The following is a 15,759-nucleotide window of genomic DNA, read 5'->3' on the forward strand; positions in this document are numbered from 1 at the left end:
GTTGTTGGCTACAAATGATTGGGGTAAGGCTGATTTCATGCGCTCATCTGCCCGTATTGATACGGCAATAATGCCTGTGACGGTATGAGTGCCTGTTATCAGCGCTTTATTTTCAATAGCATATCACCAAAAGACAGCGATATGCAGTTACCGCTTATTCATCGAACCAAGATTCCCGAGCTTTCATGATGAGTTGTCCTGCAGTTTCAGAATCTAATCCTTCGATATCTTCTAAATCGAAGACGGCTTGTTCTGCCAAGTCATCTACGGTGATGATGTCTTTTTGTGCCATTTTATAGGCCCAGTTGACCGTCATCCCTTCAAGCTCTTGCAGCTCTTGACTTGGCTCTTTCATGTTTTGTTGTTTGACCAGCTCATCTGCGATGACCACTTCTTTTGCCCGCTCTTGAATGATGTCAATCGCTTCGTCATCCAAACCTTCGATATCATAAAAAGTCTCTACAGGTACGTAGGCGACTTCTTCGATACTGGTAAAGCCAATATCCACCAGCGCTTGTGCCAGGTCATGATCGACCTCCAAACGCTCATAAAACAGCTCAATAAAGGCTTTGGATTCGTTTTCTTGACGCTGCTGATACTCTTCTTCTAGCATCATATTGAGCTTATAACCAGTCAGCTCTGAGGCCAGACGGACGTTTTGACCTTGTGAGCCAATCGCACGCGCGAGCTGGTCGTTGGTGCTAAAGATAATGTCAGCGGTCTGGGTGTCTTCATCGAGGATGATACTGCTAACATCGGCTGGCTCTAGCGCACTGATGATAAATTGGGCTGGGTCATCTGACCACACCACCACATCGATACGCTCACCATCGAGCTCTTGCTGCACCGCTTGGATACGCGTACCACGCATACCAATACAAGCGCCAACTGGATCAATACGATGGTCGTTGGTCTTGACTGCTATTTTAGCACGGGTCCCGGGCAAGCGAGCGACGTTACGGATTTCGATGATTTGCTCTGCAATTTCAGGCACTTCTTTTTGCATCAAGGCTGAGAGCATCTCAGGGTGCGTGCGTGATAAAAGCAGCTGAGCACCGCGGTTTTCACGGTTAACATGATATAAAATAGCGTTGATACGTGATTTTGGACGTAACTGCTCACGAGGCAACATCTGATCGCGTGACAAATAGCCTTCGGCATTATCACCTAAATCGATGATATAGCCATCACGAGTTTGTTTTTTTACTTCGCCATACATCATCTCACCGATACGTGGCTCAAAAGCGTCTGCAACTAGCGCACGCTCCGCTTCACGGATCTTTTGAATAATGACTTGTTTGGCTTGTGTGGCAGCGATACGGCCAAACTCAATCGACTCGATCTGCTCTTCTTTGATGTCACCAATGGACCACTCGTCTTGATCTAAGTCACTGATGGCCAACTGACAAGCAGGCATTTCGTGATCTTCATCGGCAACCACTGTCCAATAACGATAAGTATCATAGTCGCCAGTTGCACGGTCGATTGATACGCGTACCGCCACTTCTGGCTGGTCGGTATATACTTTTTTCTTGGTTGATACCACCAAAGCATCTTCTATAGCTTCAAAGATATCTTCAGGATTTAAGCCCTTTTCATTACTGACAGTTTCTACTACCGTTAAGATTTCACGACTCATGCTATACCTGTCCTATCATTTTTTAATTGACTTAAATTTTATCATTAATGTATTAACGTTGTTTTTCAACATAAACCATCTAGGTCATTTGTGCAGTCGCTCAGGTAGACCACCTAAGCATCTTCGTATACCAGATTGGCTTTATCAATATTACTTAACGCAATATCAAACTGCTCGCCATCAGCCGCCGTCAACTTCAATGAAGTGGCATCGATACTGTCTAGCGTACCTGTCACTTTACGGCGTTTTTGCTCACCTGCCCCGATCGCTTGGATCAAGCGCAGGCTGATGGTTTGACCAACATATGCATGCATTTGCTCATCTGAGAAAAACGCGCGATCAAAACCAGGCGATGACACCTCTAAGACATACTCACCTGCGATGGGATCATGCACTTCAAGAATACCGCTGACTTGATGGTTCACCGCCGCACAGTCTTCTATAGTGACGTGTTTGCCCTGAGCCTGCTCTTCTGGCAGCGTCTCAATATAAATGCGCAGCAACGAGCGACGGCCTTGTGGCGCAAACTCTATGCCCCATAGCGCCACATCACAAGCAGCAACTGCAGGCGCGATGATATTGGTCAGTTCTGCAACTTTGGTCGAAAGCTTCATAATTTATTTATATTTTCCTGTTCACTTATCTATCGTACTCACAAACTCTATTAAAGTTATGCTGATCGTTTACCGATGATAATCACTCACCGTGATGAGTCATACTCATATATTGTAAACCAAGACAGATCGTTGTATGTATGCGCGTTTATATAAGGCTGAGCAAAAAAACATCAAGCTCAGCCAAACATTGCTTTTATTATTCATAAAGCAGTACTATCGATAAAGGAGTGAGGAATAAAAGATAGTGTGCTTACGAAACAATCATGCCAATGGCGGCAAGTGACGACCCGTATCGTGCTCTATAGACATAGAGCTTAGCATAAGTAGGATAGATACCGCGATAACACTGACCTTCAGATACAAAAAAACCCACAAACATTATGGTGGGTTAATCGTTACTGACAAATTTAGTGTACAAAACATCAGTATAAAAAGTGGTAGCGGGGGCTGGATTTGAACCAACGACCTTCGGGTTATGAGCCCGACGAGCTACCAGACTGCTCCACCCCGCATCAATCTAGAACGCATATTATAGGGAAGGTTTGTATGATTGTCAATACTTATTTTAAATAAAATTTAAATAAGCCATTTATCATCAATCAATCTGCCCTGACGTCATGCTGCATCATAAAACTTGGTGCGATTGGGGGGACTTGAACCCCCACAGCTTGCGCTACCACCCCCTCAAGATGGCGTGTCTACCAATTCCACCACAATCGCGTTTTTTACTGCTTTTACTTGCCAATGAGCTTGTTGAGTTTCTATATAAGCCACTCTAAAGCTAGACTGCGAAAAACAGAAAAGGCATTGTAAATCTAACGTCTAAAAATAGCAAGTACTGCTGAAAAAAAGACCGTCATTCAAACCCCAATCCATAAAAAACCAACCACTTACTACGCTATCGCCTACAAGGCTTCCCCTATAAGCCGATAGTAAGCCAGCTGTTATTGAGGGTCTTGGGTCAAGGGGCGCGGCGTTTGCGGCGCTGACACAGGTGCATCTAAGCGAAACTGATCTTCTGCTTGTTTACGCGCATGGACCGCGAGTGTCATACTGGTAATAAAAAATATCACTGTCAAAACAGCGGTCGCGCGCGTCAAAAAGTTTGCGGAGCCTGCCGCCCCAAAGACGGTACCAGACGAGCCTGCACCAAAAGAAGCCCCAGCGTCTGCCCCTTTACCATGCTGTATCAAAATCAAGCCAATCATGGCAATCGCCACAATAATATGCAGGGCTAATATAAACGTAAACATGCTGGCCTCTTTTGCCGCGTAATGACGACTGATAACGGAAAATAAATCTAAGAATCAATATATAAGCTGACTTGAGTCTAACAAAGCGACAATCTAACAAGGCAACTTAAAAGTCTGGAATATTAGCAAATAACAATGTTAACTTTTTAGTGCCAACCTTTTACGTTATCTACTAACTCTACTTTACCTACTATGCAAGCACAGAGGTGACTCCACGCAAAAGTCACTGCCCGACCCGCTTATATATGAGATTATATAAATAAGGCGCATTGTACACGATTACAAGGGCACTGTTAAACCCACTTTTATCAACTGATAAAGACATTTTGTATACAAATGATGACCTTACCATAACCGTATGCTTATAGTGCCCGCGTCAGTACCAGCAGCACTATACATACCAGTGACCCAGCACATAACAGTGACCCAGCTGCGATGTTAGACGTAACTTCAGACGCCTTAGGCTCGCCCATTGCCAAAAGCTTGCGCAATTGCCAAAAAGCTGGCAGCCTTTAATGAAGCGCCGCCGACCAGTGCGCCATCAATCATAGCATCTGCCGCAAAACTATCGGCATTATCAGCATTGACGCTACCTCCATATAAGACTGTGATATTGTCCAATGCTTCCCCATAGTCTGCAACCGTCTGCTTGATATGCTGATGCGTCGCGCTGACTTCGGCCACGGTAGGCACTTTACCTGTGCCGATGGCCCATACTGGCTCATAAGCGATGATAAGGCGATCGGATAAGGTGTCAGCAAGCGCAGGCTGCTGCGTTAGTATGTCTTTTATGACGGTGAGCTGCTCATCGATAACCGCAAGTGTTTGTCCAGCGTCATACTGTGCTTGTGTCTCCCCAATACAAAACACCACGCCTAGGCCTTGGTCAAACGCATGGGTCATTTTACTAAGTAAACAAGCATGCATCTCTTGATGATACTGACGACGCTCAGAGTGACCAAGTAATGTCCAAGTTGCGCCAGCATCTGCCACCTGCTGCGCGGAGCAATCCCCCGTATAGGCACCTGTAGTGCCACTATGCGCGCTGATATCTTGCGCAGCACACAGTACTGGGCTGTCTTGTAGATGGTCGCTGACACCGGCCAAGTGGATACAGCTAGGGGCCACCATTAACTGGCAACCAGCGCTATTGGCACCGTCATCTTTATCAGCAGTCGCCAATAAATCGCTTAATAATGTCTGGACATCATCGCTCGTTGCAGGATTTTGTTTCCAATTACCAATTACCCAAGCTTGCATCTGTAGTTACCCTGTCTTAAGTATTTATGCCAATTCGGTGAATGTGCGCGCCAGTATAACAAATAATTCACAACTGCTATAGTATGGTGCTGCAGCAGCTGTCATGGCTTGATATGGCTGCAGCGGCTGACCGCACTAAGCCATCTGACGCTATTTATTGACCTCTTATTATCTTTTTGGTGTCGTCAATAAACAGTTTAATAGTTGCCATAAGTTCTTTAAACTAAAGTAATGTTCTATATTATTACCCTAATACCCAAAAAAACTGCATAGTAGCATTCGTTTACTACCTATTTATTCGTGCAACAGCAGATAACGATACAAACGTTTGTTATTGAGGAGAGGTCGTCATGTCTATCACAACCAGCAAATATGGTGGTTTAGCGCAGCAGCTGATTAGCGAAGGTATCGTTAGCGAAGCAAATATGAAAACCGCACAAACAGAATCACAGCAGCAGCAAATAGGACTGGTGTCATACTTGGTAGACAACAAGCTGGCCGACGCCTATCACTTGGCACAAATGCTCTCACAAGCTTTTGGCGATCCTTTGTTTGATTTAGACGCCCTGAGCCTCGATGTCATTCCTAAAGACTTGGTCGATGAAAAAATCGTCCGTAAGTTTAATGCCTTGCCTTTGTTTAAGCGCGGTCAGCGTTTGTTTGTCGCCTTAAGTGATCCAACACGTATCGATGCCATTGATGCCATTGCGTTTAACTCGCGGCTGTCTATCGAAACGGTGGTGGTCGAAGAAGATAAGCTCAAAAAACGCATCGAAGCGCTTTATGCAGACAGTATGCAGGGGCTTGATAGCTTTTCTGATAGCGATTTAAACGTCGGTTTTGAAGACGGAGATGACGCGGCTGATGAGGGCGAGACCAAGCTCAGTGATAGCGTCGATGAAGCCCCTGTCGTTAAGTTTGTCAATAAGATGCTGGTGGATGCTATTCGTATGGGAGCTTCAGATCTGCATTTTGAACCCTATGAAAACACCTACCGTGTACGCTTTCGTGTCGATGGGGTCATGCAAAAAATGGCCAGCCCGCCTGTCCAGCTTGCCGGTAAGATCGCAGCGCGCCTAAAGGTCATGTCACAAATGGACATCTCTGAGCGCCGTATCCCGCAAGATGGCCGTATCAAACTAAAACTGTCAAAAAACAAAGCCATCGACTTTCGGGTAAACTCCTTGCCAACGCTGTTTGGCGAAAAAATCGTACTACGTATCTTGGACCCCTCATCGGCCATGCTCGGGATTGATGCCTTAGGTTATGAGCCAGATCAGCAAGAGATGTTTTTAGAGGCTCTTCATAAGCCGCAGGGCATGCTGTTGATCACAGGTCCGACAGGGTCTGGTAAAACCGTATCGCTATATACTGGTATCAACATCCTCAACACGGGAGCAACCAATATCTCCACTGCCGAGGATCCAGTGGAGATCAACCTTGAAGGCATCAATCAGGTCAATGTCAACCAAAAAGTTGGCCTAACCTTTGCCAATGCTTTGAAGTCGTTTTTGCGTCAGGATCCTGATATCGTCATGGTCGGTGAGATTCGAGATTTAGAGACTGCGGAGATTGCAATAAAAGCGGCGCAAACAGGCCACATGGTACTCTCAACCCTGCACACAAACTCTGCCCCTGAGACGTTGACGCGTCTACGCAATATGGGGGTGGCTTCTTTTAACATTGCCACCTCTGTCAACTTGGTCATTGCTCAGCGTTTGGCACGGCGCTTGTGTAAAAACTGCAAAAAAGCCATCAATGTACCGCGGCAAAGCTTGCTTGAGCTTGGCTTTACGGATGCCGATCTAGACGATCCAGACAACGTCATCTATGAGCCTGTCGGCTGTAATGAATGCCGTGAAGGCTATAAAGGCCGAGTGGGTGTTTATGAAGTCATGAAGGTCAGCCCAGACATCTCTCGCATCATTATGGAAGATGGCAATGCTATGGATATCAAAGACGCTGCGCTCAAAAACGGCTTTCGCGATCTGCGCCGCTCTGGCATTTTAAAGGTATTACAAGGGGTGACCAGTATTCAAGAGATGATGCGAGTAACCTCTGAATAGCACCAACTCTCATCGCGTCAAAGAGGAGCATACTGCTTCATTGCTAAATGGTGTTTTTATCAAAGACAGCAGCAGTAATCTTGGTCATTATTTGCCAGTCATAAGTAGGTATGGCTTTTCTTTTATAAACTAGCAATAATATCTACTAGATATATTTCAAAATAAAACAGATAAGCACTGGTTTTTTAGGCTAAAATAAAGTAGGAAATGTAAAAGGTTGTGCTATCGCTACTACGCTGTGCCCAGCTGTATTTACAAGAGCAGTGCCATAAAATCACTGTTATAAAAGTGGCTAAAGTCAATGTTATTGGCGAACCATCGTTTATATATTTGCAATATCTAATAAGACAATTTTTGAGGGTAGAAACATGGCAAAAGTGAAGACCGACATGCTGTCAGACTTTGTCTACGATGGCGTAAACCGGCGCGGACAAAAGGTAAAAGGCGAGACCACCAGTCGCAGCTTAGAGCTGGCCAAAGCTACTTTGCGCAAACAGGGTATTACGGTTAAGGGCATCAAGAAAAAACCTAAGCCGCTTTATACGTTTAAAAAAGCCATTAAACCCATCGATATCGCGATTTTTTCTCGTCAATTGGCCACCATGATGAAAGCTGGGGTGCCTTTGACGCAGTCTTTTGAGATTGTCGCTGACTCATTAGACAATCCCAGTATGAAAGATTTGGTGTTGCAAATAAAATCTGATATTGAATCTGGTGGTACCTTTGCCTCTGCCCTACGCAAGCATCCACGCTACTTTGATGACCTATTTTGCTCGTTGGTGGATTCTGGTGAACAATCCGGCTCACTTGAGACCATGCTCGAGCGGGTGGCCACTTATAAAGAAAAAAGTGAGATGCTCAAAGCCAAAATCAAAAAAGCGGTCAAATACCCAATTGCCGTTATTATCGTCGCCATCATCGTGACCATGATTTTGCTCATCAAAGTGGTACCCGTGTTCTCTGATCTTTTTGAGTCTTTTGGTGCTGAGCTGCCCGCCTTTACCCAAATGGTGGTGGGCATGTCTGAGTGGATGCAGTCATGGTGGTTTATTTTGATTGTGCTCATCGGCGGCGCCATTATCGGGTTTTCAGAAGCGAAAAAACGCTCCAAAAAATTCCGTGACTTTTTGGACCGCGCTGTTTTGAAGCTACCTGTGTTTGGTAATATCGCTTATCAAGCGATTATCGCCCGCTTTGCCCGCACCCTCTCAACGACTTTTGCCGCTGGGGTGCCGCTCATCGATGCGCTGGACTCCACAGCAGGCGCGACCAACAACGTGGTGTTTTATAATGCCACTCAGCAGATCAAAAACGACGTCTCTACCGGTCAGCAGTTGCAGTTTTCGATACGTTCTACCAATTTATTTCCTAGTATGGCCATACAGATGGTCGGTATCGGTGAGGAGTCTGGTAGCTTAGAGGAGATGCTAGACAAGGTGGCGGTCTATTATGAAAGCGAAGTCGATAACGCGGTTGATGGCCTGACCAGTTTGATGGAGCCTATGATTATGGCGGTGCTTGGTGTATTGGTCGGTGGCCTCGTGATTGCGATGTATCTGCCGATCTTCCAAATGGGCTCAGTGGTCGGCTAATACCTCACTCAAGGACTGCGATTTCATGCAATTTATACAGTTATTACAAGACAATACGACCGTGGCTTTGGTCGTATTTGGGTTATTAGGGCTTTGTGTCGGTAGTTTTTTAAATGTGGTCATCCATCGGCTCCCGCTGATGATGTTTGCAAGCTGGCGGCAAGAATGTAGTCAGTTTCTGGCTGAGCAAGCAGACATGCCGCGCGAGCATACGCAGCCACTGACCCGTATCGTCGCAGGCGACAGCGCGATTACCTTGAGTCGGCCGGCGTCGCGCTGCCCGCACTGCGCTCATAAAATCACCTGGTATCAAAACATCCCTTTGATCAGTTGGCTGATACTGCGCGGGCGCTGCGCTGCTTGTAACGCCGCCATCGGTATCCGCTATCCGCTGGTGGAGCTGATCACTGCCCTACTCTCTGTGCTGATCATTTATCAATTTGGGGTGAGTGCAACAGGCTTATCGGCATTAGTCTTAGTATGGACGCTAATCGCCTTAACCGGTATCGATTTTGATACTCAGCTCCTCCCTGATCGCTTAACCTTCCCTTTGGCGGGGCTAGGTCTAGCAGTCAACAGCCAAGGCTGGTTTGTCTCACCCAGCCAGTCTATTGGGGGGTTGCTGTTGGGGTTTTTGTCATTATGGGTGGTGGTAAAGCTGTTTTATTTGATCACCAAAAAACACGGCATGGGTCAGGGCGACTTTAAGTTGTTGGCCGTATTGGGCGCTTGGCTGGGGCCTATGATGCTACCGCTTATCATCTTACTCTCCTCCCTGCTCGGCTCTATCGTCGGGCTGATCTTAATGAAAAAACAAGGCGAGAGTAGACCCTTTGCCTTCGGCCCTTATATTGCTATTGCCGGTATTGTCGCCTTATTATATGGCACAGATATCGTCAGTTGGTACTTAGGCATGTATACTTACTAAAACAGGCGTGATTTTTACCATACGTTTTAAAAAACATACTGTAAAAGTAGCAGAGTAAGTGGCAATGGCGCTTATCTCTCTCATCTTTGTGCCAGCCTCAAATCATCAGCACAGCTGGGGCGAAACAGCTGCTCACGTTTTCCTCTCTATCATATCGGTCAGATAAGTCATTATTATGTCAAACGCTAACGCTTCACCTTATTCTCACAAGCCGCAAACTCACCAAAAGCAAAGCAAGACACTGGTGGTCGGATTGACAGGCGGTATCGGTAGTGGCAAATCTGCTGCTAGTGACTGGTTTGCGCAGCAAGGCATCGATATTATCGATGCTGATGTGATCGCCCATGAGGTGGTGGCAAAAGGCAGCGCGACATTGCGCAAAATTCAAAGAAAATTTGGCGATTGGGTGTTAAATGGCGACGGCTCGATGGACAGAGCGGCGGTGCGTACGCACGTTTTTACTCATCCTGAGGCGCTCATCGAGCTTGAAGCCATTACTCACCCAGCGATAAGAGAAGCGGCAAAAGCACAGCTAGCCGCTAGCACTTCGCCTTATGTGGTGCTGTCCGCGCCGCTACTCATAGAGGCGGCAGAAGCGGGGCTGGCAAACTTGTGCCAACGAGTACTGGTGATTGATGCCAGCGAAGACACCCAACTTGAGCGCGCCAGCCAGCGTGATGAGCAAAGTGTCCAAAAGATCAAAGCCATCATGGTCAATCAATTAAGCCGCGAAGCGCGCAACCGTCACGCTGATGATGTCATCTTAAACGATCGCGACCTAGCGGCTCTGTATGTACAGCTGGAGCCGCTACACCAAAACTATCTTACGCTTGCCGAGCAGCTAAAGTACGCTGCCGATTGACCTCATACAGCGCCATACCAGTAGCCACGCTGACGTTTAGGCTTTGTAAGTTGCCATGCTCATTGCCCGACATCGGGATATAGACCAGCTCATCACAGCGCTCTGTGGTCAACCGGCGCATGCCCTCTCCTTCTGAACCCATGATAATGGCCGTTTTGCCGGTCAAGTCCGCTGCATGTATGGGCTTGGCCGCATCACTAAGCGCCGTACCAAACACAAATACACCAGCGTTTTTGATGTGGTCAAGCGTACGTGCCAAATTGGTCACACTGACAATCGGCATCAGCTCAGCGGCGCCTACAGAGACTTTTGCCACTGTTGGGGTGAGGCTGGCGGCGTGATGTTTTGGACAAACCACCGCATCCACGCCCATCGCAACAGCCGTACGCAAACACGCACCGAAGTTATGCGCATCAGTGATTTGATCGAGTATCAGCAACAAACACTGCTCGCGCCCCGCGATGGTGTCTAGCAGCGCTTCGTCAGCAAAACCTAGAGGGCGGGCATTAAGCACCACGCCTTGGTGCTGCGGGCTGCCACACATCTGGGTCAGCTTGTCTTTTTGTGTGGGCTGAATACTGATGCCATTGGCCTCGGCTTCGGCCATGATTGCTTGCACGTGAGGGTCGCTGTCACGGCCTTGTTGGACAAACAAGCTAAGACCATCGAGCGGACGATGTTTGAGTAAGGCATCAATTGCATGAATGCCATAAAAATAAATGGGTTTTGCCATAATAGGCCTACTTAAGTATCAAATGGATATCGCTAAAGCGATAAGAAGTAACGATAAAAGACAACAATAAAAAAACAGTGCAGCCTCATCAAAAACAAATAAACCATACCGACTGATATGGTTTATCCGCGATCGATTGAGGTTTTTATTTGGGGTGACGCTTGATGAGTACCTAATTTGGTTGATTTTGCTAAGAAGACTATATGTAGATTATCTAGCAAAATGCAGGTAGGCGCGGACTTGCGCCAATGGCTTAGTGTATGCGTCTTTAGCCTTCTAAATGACAGATATACTGTACGATCTCTTCGGTTCTGAGGTTAAAGCCGCTGTTGCCTTCGACCACAAATGACTGGCCTGCACGGTAGTAGCTAAACGCTTCCTCACCATTTATTTTGACCTCGCACTCCCCGCTGGTGATCTCGATACGCTCAGAAGTATTGGTACTAAAATGATAATGCTCCACCAAATTATCACAAGGTAAGATGATGCCTAGCGTCTTATGACGTCCATCCTCAAACATAATGGTATGGCTTGAGCAACGACCATCATAAGAGACCGTCGCATGAGCATTGACTGTTACATTGGTAAATTGCGCCGCTGTCATAGTGGCTTCCTTATCAAATAATTATGGTAAAACTAAAAAATAAGTACAGATGAAATGACTTTATGAATCAGCATTGCAAGCGGCCTAGCCTACTATATAAATGTGCTGTATTCGATCGCGTGACAGTCTTTGCCCAATCGCGGACACAGACTCGCACACATACTGACATCAGCCTTAATATCTGGTTGACAACTTAAGATGCCTACCCGCGTATGCCGACTATGGTATCGATGAGATATTACGATAAGATGACTTATCATTATCAGACGCCAAGCATAAAACAAGCTAGCAAGCGTTTGTCATTATGTGAGATTATGCTACCACATTATATCTATAAAGTTTGTTACAGGGGTAAGGAAAATATTGCGGCAGGCGCAAGAGGTGCCACCGGTGGGCCGCTGACTTTATCTAAAGCGGGCTGCAGAGATTTATGTTATTGCGCGGCTTTATGATTTGTATTTAGCAGCGTTTGCCACCATAATATTTGCCAATCACTATAGTCTATTGAGTACCATAAACGAGCCATTTTATCGTTGTATTTATTCTATTTTAGCGATGACTTCATCTAAATAATCGGTGAAACTCATTGTCTGTCATGAGAGGCGTTGATGCTAGTATCACTCACTTTACATCAGTTTGCATTGATCGCTCAGCATGAGCTGAGTATGGCGGAAGGCTTTAACGTCATCACCGGCGAGACAGGTGCCGGTAAGTCGCTGCTGCTCGATGCGCTGTCGTTGTGTGCAGGTGAGCGAGCCGACAGCGCCATGATCAGACATGGGGCGGCACATGCCGATATCTATGCTCAGTTTGATGTGGCAAACAATGCACTTGTCGCAGAGTGGTTTGCTGAGCATGATCGCGCCTTAGATGAGCCAGATGTGTTGATTCGTCGCCAGCTTAGCCAAACAGGGCGCTCAAAGGCTTGGTTAAATGGTACGCCCGTCAGCTTAGCTGAGCTAAAGAGCCTCGGTACACTGTTGGTCAATATTCATAGCCAGCACGCCCAGCAAGCACTACTAAAGCCGCAGTTTGTGGTGCAGTGGTTGGATGCCATGGCACAAACCACCACACTGGCTGCGCAAACCGCGAGTAGCTATCAACACTATCAGCAGCTAAAACGCCGCGCTGATGAGATTGCCAGCCGTGAAGCGCTGCGCCATGACCGTATCCAGCTGTTACAAAGCCAGCTGGCAGACATCGAGCCGCTCCTTGCTGTTGATTATACCGACATCGAAGCTGAGCACGAAGAGCTGTCTAATATTGAAGCTTTGATGATGGAAGCCAGTCATGGCCTGCATCTGCTCGACAACGATACCGATGAGCCAGACGTCATGACCCTGCTTGGACAAGCGATCAAGCTGTGTGATAATCAACTGGGAGTTAGTCAGACGTTTGAGCAAGCCTCAGAGCAGCTACATCTGGCTCAGCAGCAAATCACCGAAGTCACAGGATTACTATCAGACTATGCCGAACAACAACTGCCCGACCCTGAGCGCTTGCAAACCTTAGACAATCTCATCAGCCTCGGTCATCGCCTCTCACGCAAGCACGCCTTACCCGCTGTTGATTTGATTGAGGAAGCCAACCACTGGCAAGCGCAGTTAGAACAATTAGAAAACGAACCAAGTAGTGATGCCATGGCCGCGCAAATCGAGCAAGCGTGGCAACAATATCTGCTGCTGGCCACCAAACTCCAAAAAGCACGCGAAAAAGCCGCGCCACATATCAGCAAACAACTGGTCCAGCAGCTGCAGCCACTAGCGCTACCCAATGCGCGCTGTGAGTTTGTCTTTACCAAAAAACCCGACCCAAGCCAATATAATGCGCAAGGTTGTCATGATATCGATTTGTTGTTTAGCGCCAATGTCGGTATGCCCATGCAGCCGCTGCATAAAATCGCTTCAGGTGGGGAGCTGTCGCGGATGGCACTGGTGATGCAAGTGCTACAAGCCACCAATGCGGACAATGATGCCGCCAAGCCTATGTTGGTCTTTGACGAGGTCGATGTCGGTATCAGTGGCGGCACCGCGCAGGTGGTCGGTGAGCTCCTGCGTAAACTGGGGCAGACTCAGCAGCTACTGGCCATCACGCACCAAGCACAGGTCGCCGCGCAAGCGCACCAACATATCTTGGTAAAAAAACATCATGACGAGCAAACCGAAAGTGAGCTGGTCATCTTGACAGATAGCGCGCAAGTCGATGAGCTGGCACGCATGTCGGGCGGCGTAACCATCACGGAGGTCACTCGTGATCACGCTCGTAGCTTACTAACGGATGTCAAATAAGGCGTTTGCTATCCTGCACAGTGCCCTCTCTGCTCTGCATAGGGGGATATCGTTAGCCTATTTTAAAACAGCGAGCGCAGGGCTAAAAAACCATTGAGAGCGAGACCACTAAAACCAAACCGCTGCTAAATATTTGCTTTGGTTGATTTTTTTGTTCATCATCGCCATATAACCTTCTCTTGCCGGTGTGGTTGTGTTTTTAATGTAGTAATGTCTTTATCTTTTTATTGTTGATTTTATTATTAGGTTGCAGTTGCTTCTATGTCTAAAGCCAATTTGACCCATCATTTCTTAATCGCGGCACCAGAGCTGCCAGACCCACGGTTTGAGCAGGCACTGATTTATATCTGTCGTCACGATGCGCATGGCGCGCTTGGTCTGATGGTCAATCGCCCCTTAGAGCAGTCGCGCGTGGGCAAGCTATTAGAGAATCTGAGCATCGAAGTGACCGACCCGCAAGTGATGGAAGACGTGGCCTTAGAAGGCGGGCCGATGTATCCTGAGGTCGGTTTTGTGCTGCATACTGGCCAGCCGGAGTGGGCATCGTCGTTTGCTATTTCAGAGAATGTCTGTATCACCACCAGCCAAGATATCCTCAAGCGTATCGCCGCAGGCCAAGGCGTTGGTCACTATCATCTGTGCTTGGGACATGCTAGCTGGGGCAAAGACCAGTTAGAGCGTGAGCTTGCAAGTGGTGACTGGCTGGTGTGTCCAGCGGATCTCAACTTGTTGTTTGATACCCCGTTTGCGGAGCGCTGGCAGATCGCTGCTGACAAAATCGGCGTCAACTTTGACTATCTTAGCAGTGACATCGGTCATGCTTGATTGCAGTGACTTAGCCAAACCCAGACACCAAAGCTCGCTATTAAGCTGCAACACAGGAAATTTTTTTGATTATGGTAGACCGTTCTTTTATGAATGATAACGCAGAGATGAGAGACGATGAGGGCGCTCAAGCACCCCATATCGCCACCGATATCGATAATAATACAGCCGAGCCGAGCGCTACCGAACCGAGTGTCAAACCGCATCTGATCTTAGCGCTAGATTATGGTGTCAAAAAAATGGGCATGGCTTTAGGCAATACCATTACTGAGACGGCGCGCGCCTTTGATATCTTGGCGATGAACAATGGTCAGCCAGACTGGGACAACCTCATCGGTATTATCAAAGTCTGGGGCGTGGCACAAGTCGTGGTCGGCCTGCCACTTAATATGGATGGTAGCAGCTCCATGCTCTCTAAACGGGCGCACAAATTTGCGCGGCGGCTGGCGCATAGAGTCATGGAGCAGCGCCTACCAGTGACTGTGACGCTGTGTGATGAGCGTCTGACGTCGGTAGCAGCGCGCGAAATCGCGTGGGAGAATGGCTGGATCCAAAACGAGCGCGACCCGATTGATGATATCTCTGCGTGTATTTTGATGTCGACGTATTTTGCCGATCCAAATAGCAGCTTGGCTATCGACGCGATCAAGCCTGACTAGGGCCTGTCCTCAAGCAGTGACGCGCAGGTAGTCGCGTACAAGCGGACGGCTAGTACTTAATGCTTAGGTATTGCCACGCCCATCCTTTAAACCAATATATACGACTGACGATTATGACCACCGCTTTAAACCAACCTGTATCCAATAAGTCGCGACATGGTTTTGCGCCGCTTGCTATCGCTCGTATCAAGGGAGCACAGCGAGCCAACCAGCTGGCGATTTATCTGATTTATGCGGCCATTTTTGCTTTTGTGGTCTTTGGTACCATCGCTAGTATCAAGGCCTTTCATGACAGTCAGCTGCTTTATCAGTTATTTTATAACCTGCCTTATGCCTTGGTGGCGCTGACCATTCCTGTCAGCCTTTATGATGCCTTTATTATTTATCGTTATCGCCTAAACCAAGCATCAATGGTAATCATGACCATCGGCGT

13 protein-coding genes, 2 tRNA genes and 1 pseudogene are annotated in these 15,759 nt (G+C 47.4%); 8 read left to right on the forward strand and 8 right to left on the reverse strand.

Annotated elements, in window-relative coordinates; genetic code table 11:
• Positions 1-154 precede the first annotated feature (154 nt).
• The 6 genes from nusA to tpiA form a co-directional block, all read right to left on the reverse strand.
• Positions 155-1,639 (reverse strand): transcription termination factor NusA, encoded by a 1,485-nt coding sequence (nusA, locus tag NK638_RS01325; protein ID WP_274631625.1) that lies wholly within the window; start codon positions 1,637-1,639, stop codon positions 155-157.
• Between the two features lie 113 nt (positions 1,640-1,752).
• The gene (gene rimP / locus NK638_RS01330; RefSeq protein WP_274631626.1) at positions 1,753-2,253 is read right to left on the reverse strand and encodes a ribosome maturation factor RimP; all 501 of its coding nucleotides are present in this window, start codon (positions 2,251-2,253) and stop codon (positions 1,753-1,755) included.
• A 438-nt stretch (positions 2,254-2,691) separates the two neighbouring features.
• A tRNA-Met gene (locus NK638_RS01335) sits at positions 2,692-2,768 on the reverse strand.
• A gap of 123 nt (positions 2,769-2,891) precedes the next feature.
• Positions 2,892-2,976, reverse strand: a tRNA-Leu gene (locus NK638_RS01340).
• 224 nt (positions 2,977-3,200) lie between these two features.
• Positions 3,201-3,509 carry a preprotein translocase subunit SecG gene (gene secG, locus NK638_RS01345; protein WP_192994546.1) on the reverse strand — a complete coding sequence of 103 codons (309 nt, stop codon included), beginning with the start codon at positions 3,507-3,509 and terminating at the stop codon, positions 3,201-3,203.
• A gap of 459 nt (positions 3,510-3,968) precedes the next feature.
• Positions 3,969-4,769, reverse strand: coding sequence for a triose-phosphate isomerase (gene tpiA / locus NK638_RS01350; protein WP_274631627.1), 801 nt, complete (start codon positions 4,767-4,769; stop codon positions 3,969-3,971).
• Between the two features lie 350 nt (positions 4,770-5,119).
• Here tpiA and pilB point away from each other — a divergent pair, with 350 nt between their 5' ends.
• From pilB to coaE, 4 genes are all read left to right on the forward strand, one after another.
• Positions 5,120-6,835 (forward strand): type IV-A pilus assembly ATPase PilB, encoded by a 1,716-nt coding sequence (pilB, locus tag NK638_RS01355; protein ID WP_274631628.1) that lies wholly within the window; start codon positions 5,120-5,122, stop codon positions 6,833-6,835.
• Between the two features lie 368 nt (positions 6,836-7,203).
• Positions 7,204-8,427 carry a type II secretion system F family protein gene (locus NK638_RS01360; protein WP_274631629.1) on the forward strand — a complete coding sequence of 408 codons (1,224 nt, stop codon included), beginning with the start codon at positions 7,204-7,206 and terminating at the stop codon, positions 8,425-8,427.
• 25 nt (positions 8,428-8,452) lie between these two features.
• Positions 8,453-9,355, forward strand: a complete 903-nt coding sequence (locus tag NK638_RS01365; RefSeq protein WP_274631630.1) for a prepilin peptidase — start codon at positions 8,453-8,455, stop codon at positions 9,353-9,355.
• Between the two features lie 175 nt (positions 9,356-9,530).
• Positions 9,531-10,217, forward strand: a complete 687-nt coding sequence (gene coaE, locus NK638_RS01370; RefSeq protein ID WP_274631631.1) for a dephospho-CoA kinase — start codon at positions 9,531-9,533, stop codon at positions 10,215-10,217.
• Here the strand turns inward: coaE and rlmB are convergent.
• The gene (rlmB, locus tag NK638_RS01375) at positions 10,180-10,950 is read right to left on the reverse strand and encodes a 23S rRNA (guanosine(2251)-2'-O)-methyltransferase RlmB (RefSeq protein ID WP_274631632.1); all 771 of its coding nucleotides are present in this window, start codon (positions 10,948-10,950) and stop codon (positions 10,180-10,182) included. The genes coaE and rlmB overlap by 38 nt on opposite strands.
• Before the next feature lie 268 nt (positions 10,951-11,218).
• Entirely contained in the window at positions 11,219-11,554 is a 336-nt protein-coding gene (ppnP, locus tag NK638_RS01380; protein ID WP_075101358.1) for a pyrimidine/purine nucleoside phosphorylase, read from the reverse strand.
• Between the two features lie 608 nt (positions 11,555-12,162).
• Here ppnP and recN point away from each other — a divergent pair.
• From recN to NK638_RS01400, 4 genes and pseudogenes are all read left to right on the forward strand, one after another.
• Positions 12,163-13,842, forward strand: a complete 1,680-nt coding sequence (gene recN / locus NK638_RS01385; protein WP_274631633.1) for a DNA repair protein RecN — start codon at positions 12,163-12,165, stop codon at positions 13,840-13,842.
• A 261-nt stretch (positions 13,843-14,103) separates the two neighbouring features.
• Positions 14,104-14,667 (forward strand): YqgE/AlgH family protein, encoded by a 564-nt coding sequence (locus NK638_RS01390; protein WP_075101356.1) that lies wholly within the window; start codon positions 14,104-14,106, stop codon positions 14,665-14,667.
• Between the two features lie 71 nt (positions 14,668-14,738).
• Positions 14,739-15,326 (forward strand): Holliday junction resolvase RuvX, encoded by a 588-nt coding sequence (gene ruvX, locus NK638_RS01395; RefSeq protein ID WP_274631634.1) that lies wholly within the window; start codon positions 14,739-14,741, stop codon positions 15,324-15,326.
• 113 nt (positions 15,327-15,439) lie between these two features.
• Positions 15,440-15,759: pseudogene (locus tag NK638_RS01400) on the forward strand (hypothetical protein); the annotation flags it as partial.

Source organism: Psychrobacter sp. A3 (assembly GCF_028823565.1).
GTDB classification, from domain to species: domain Bacteria; phylum Pseudomonadota; class Gammaproteobacteria; order Pseudomonadales; family Moraxellaceae; genus Psychrobacter; species Psychrobacter celer.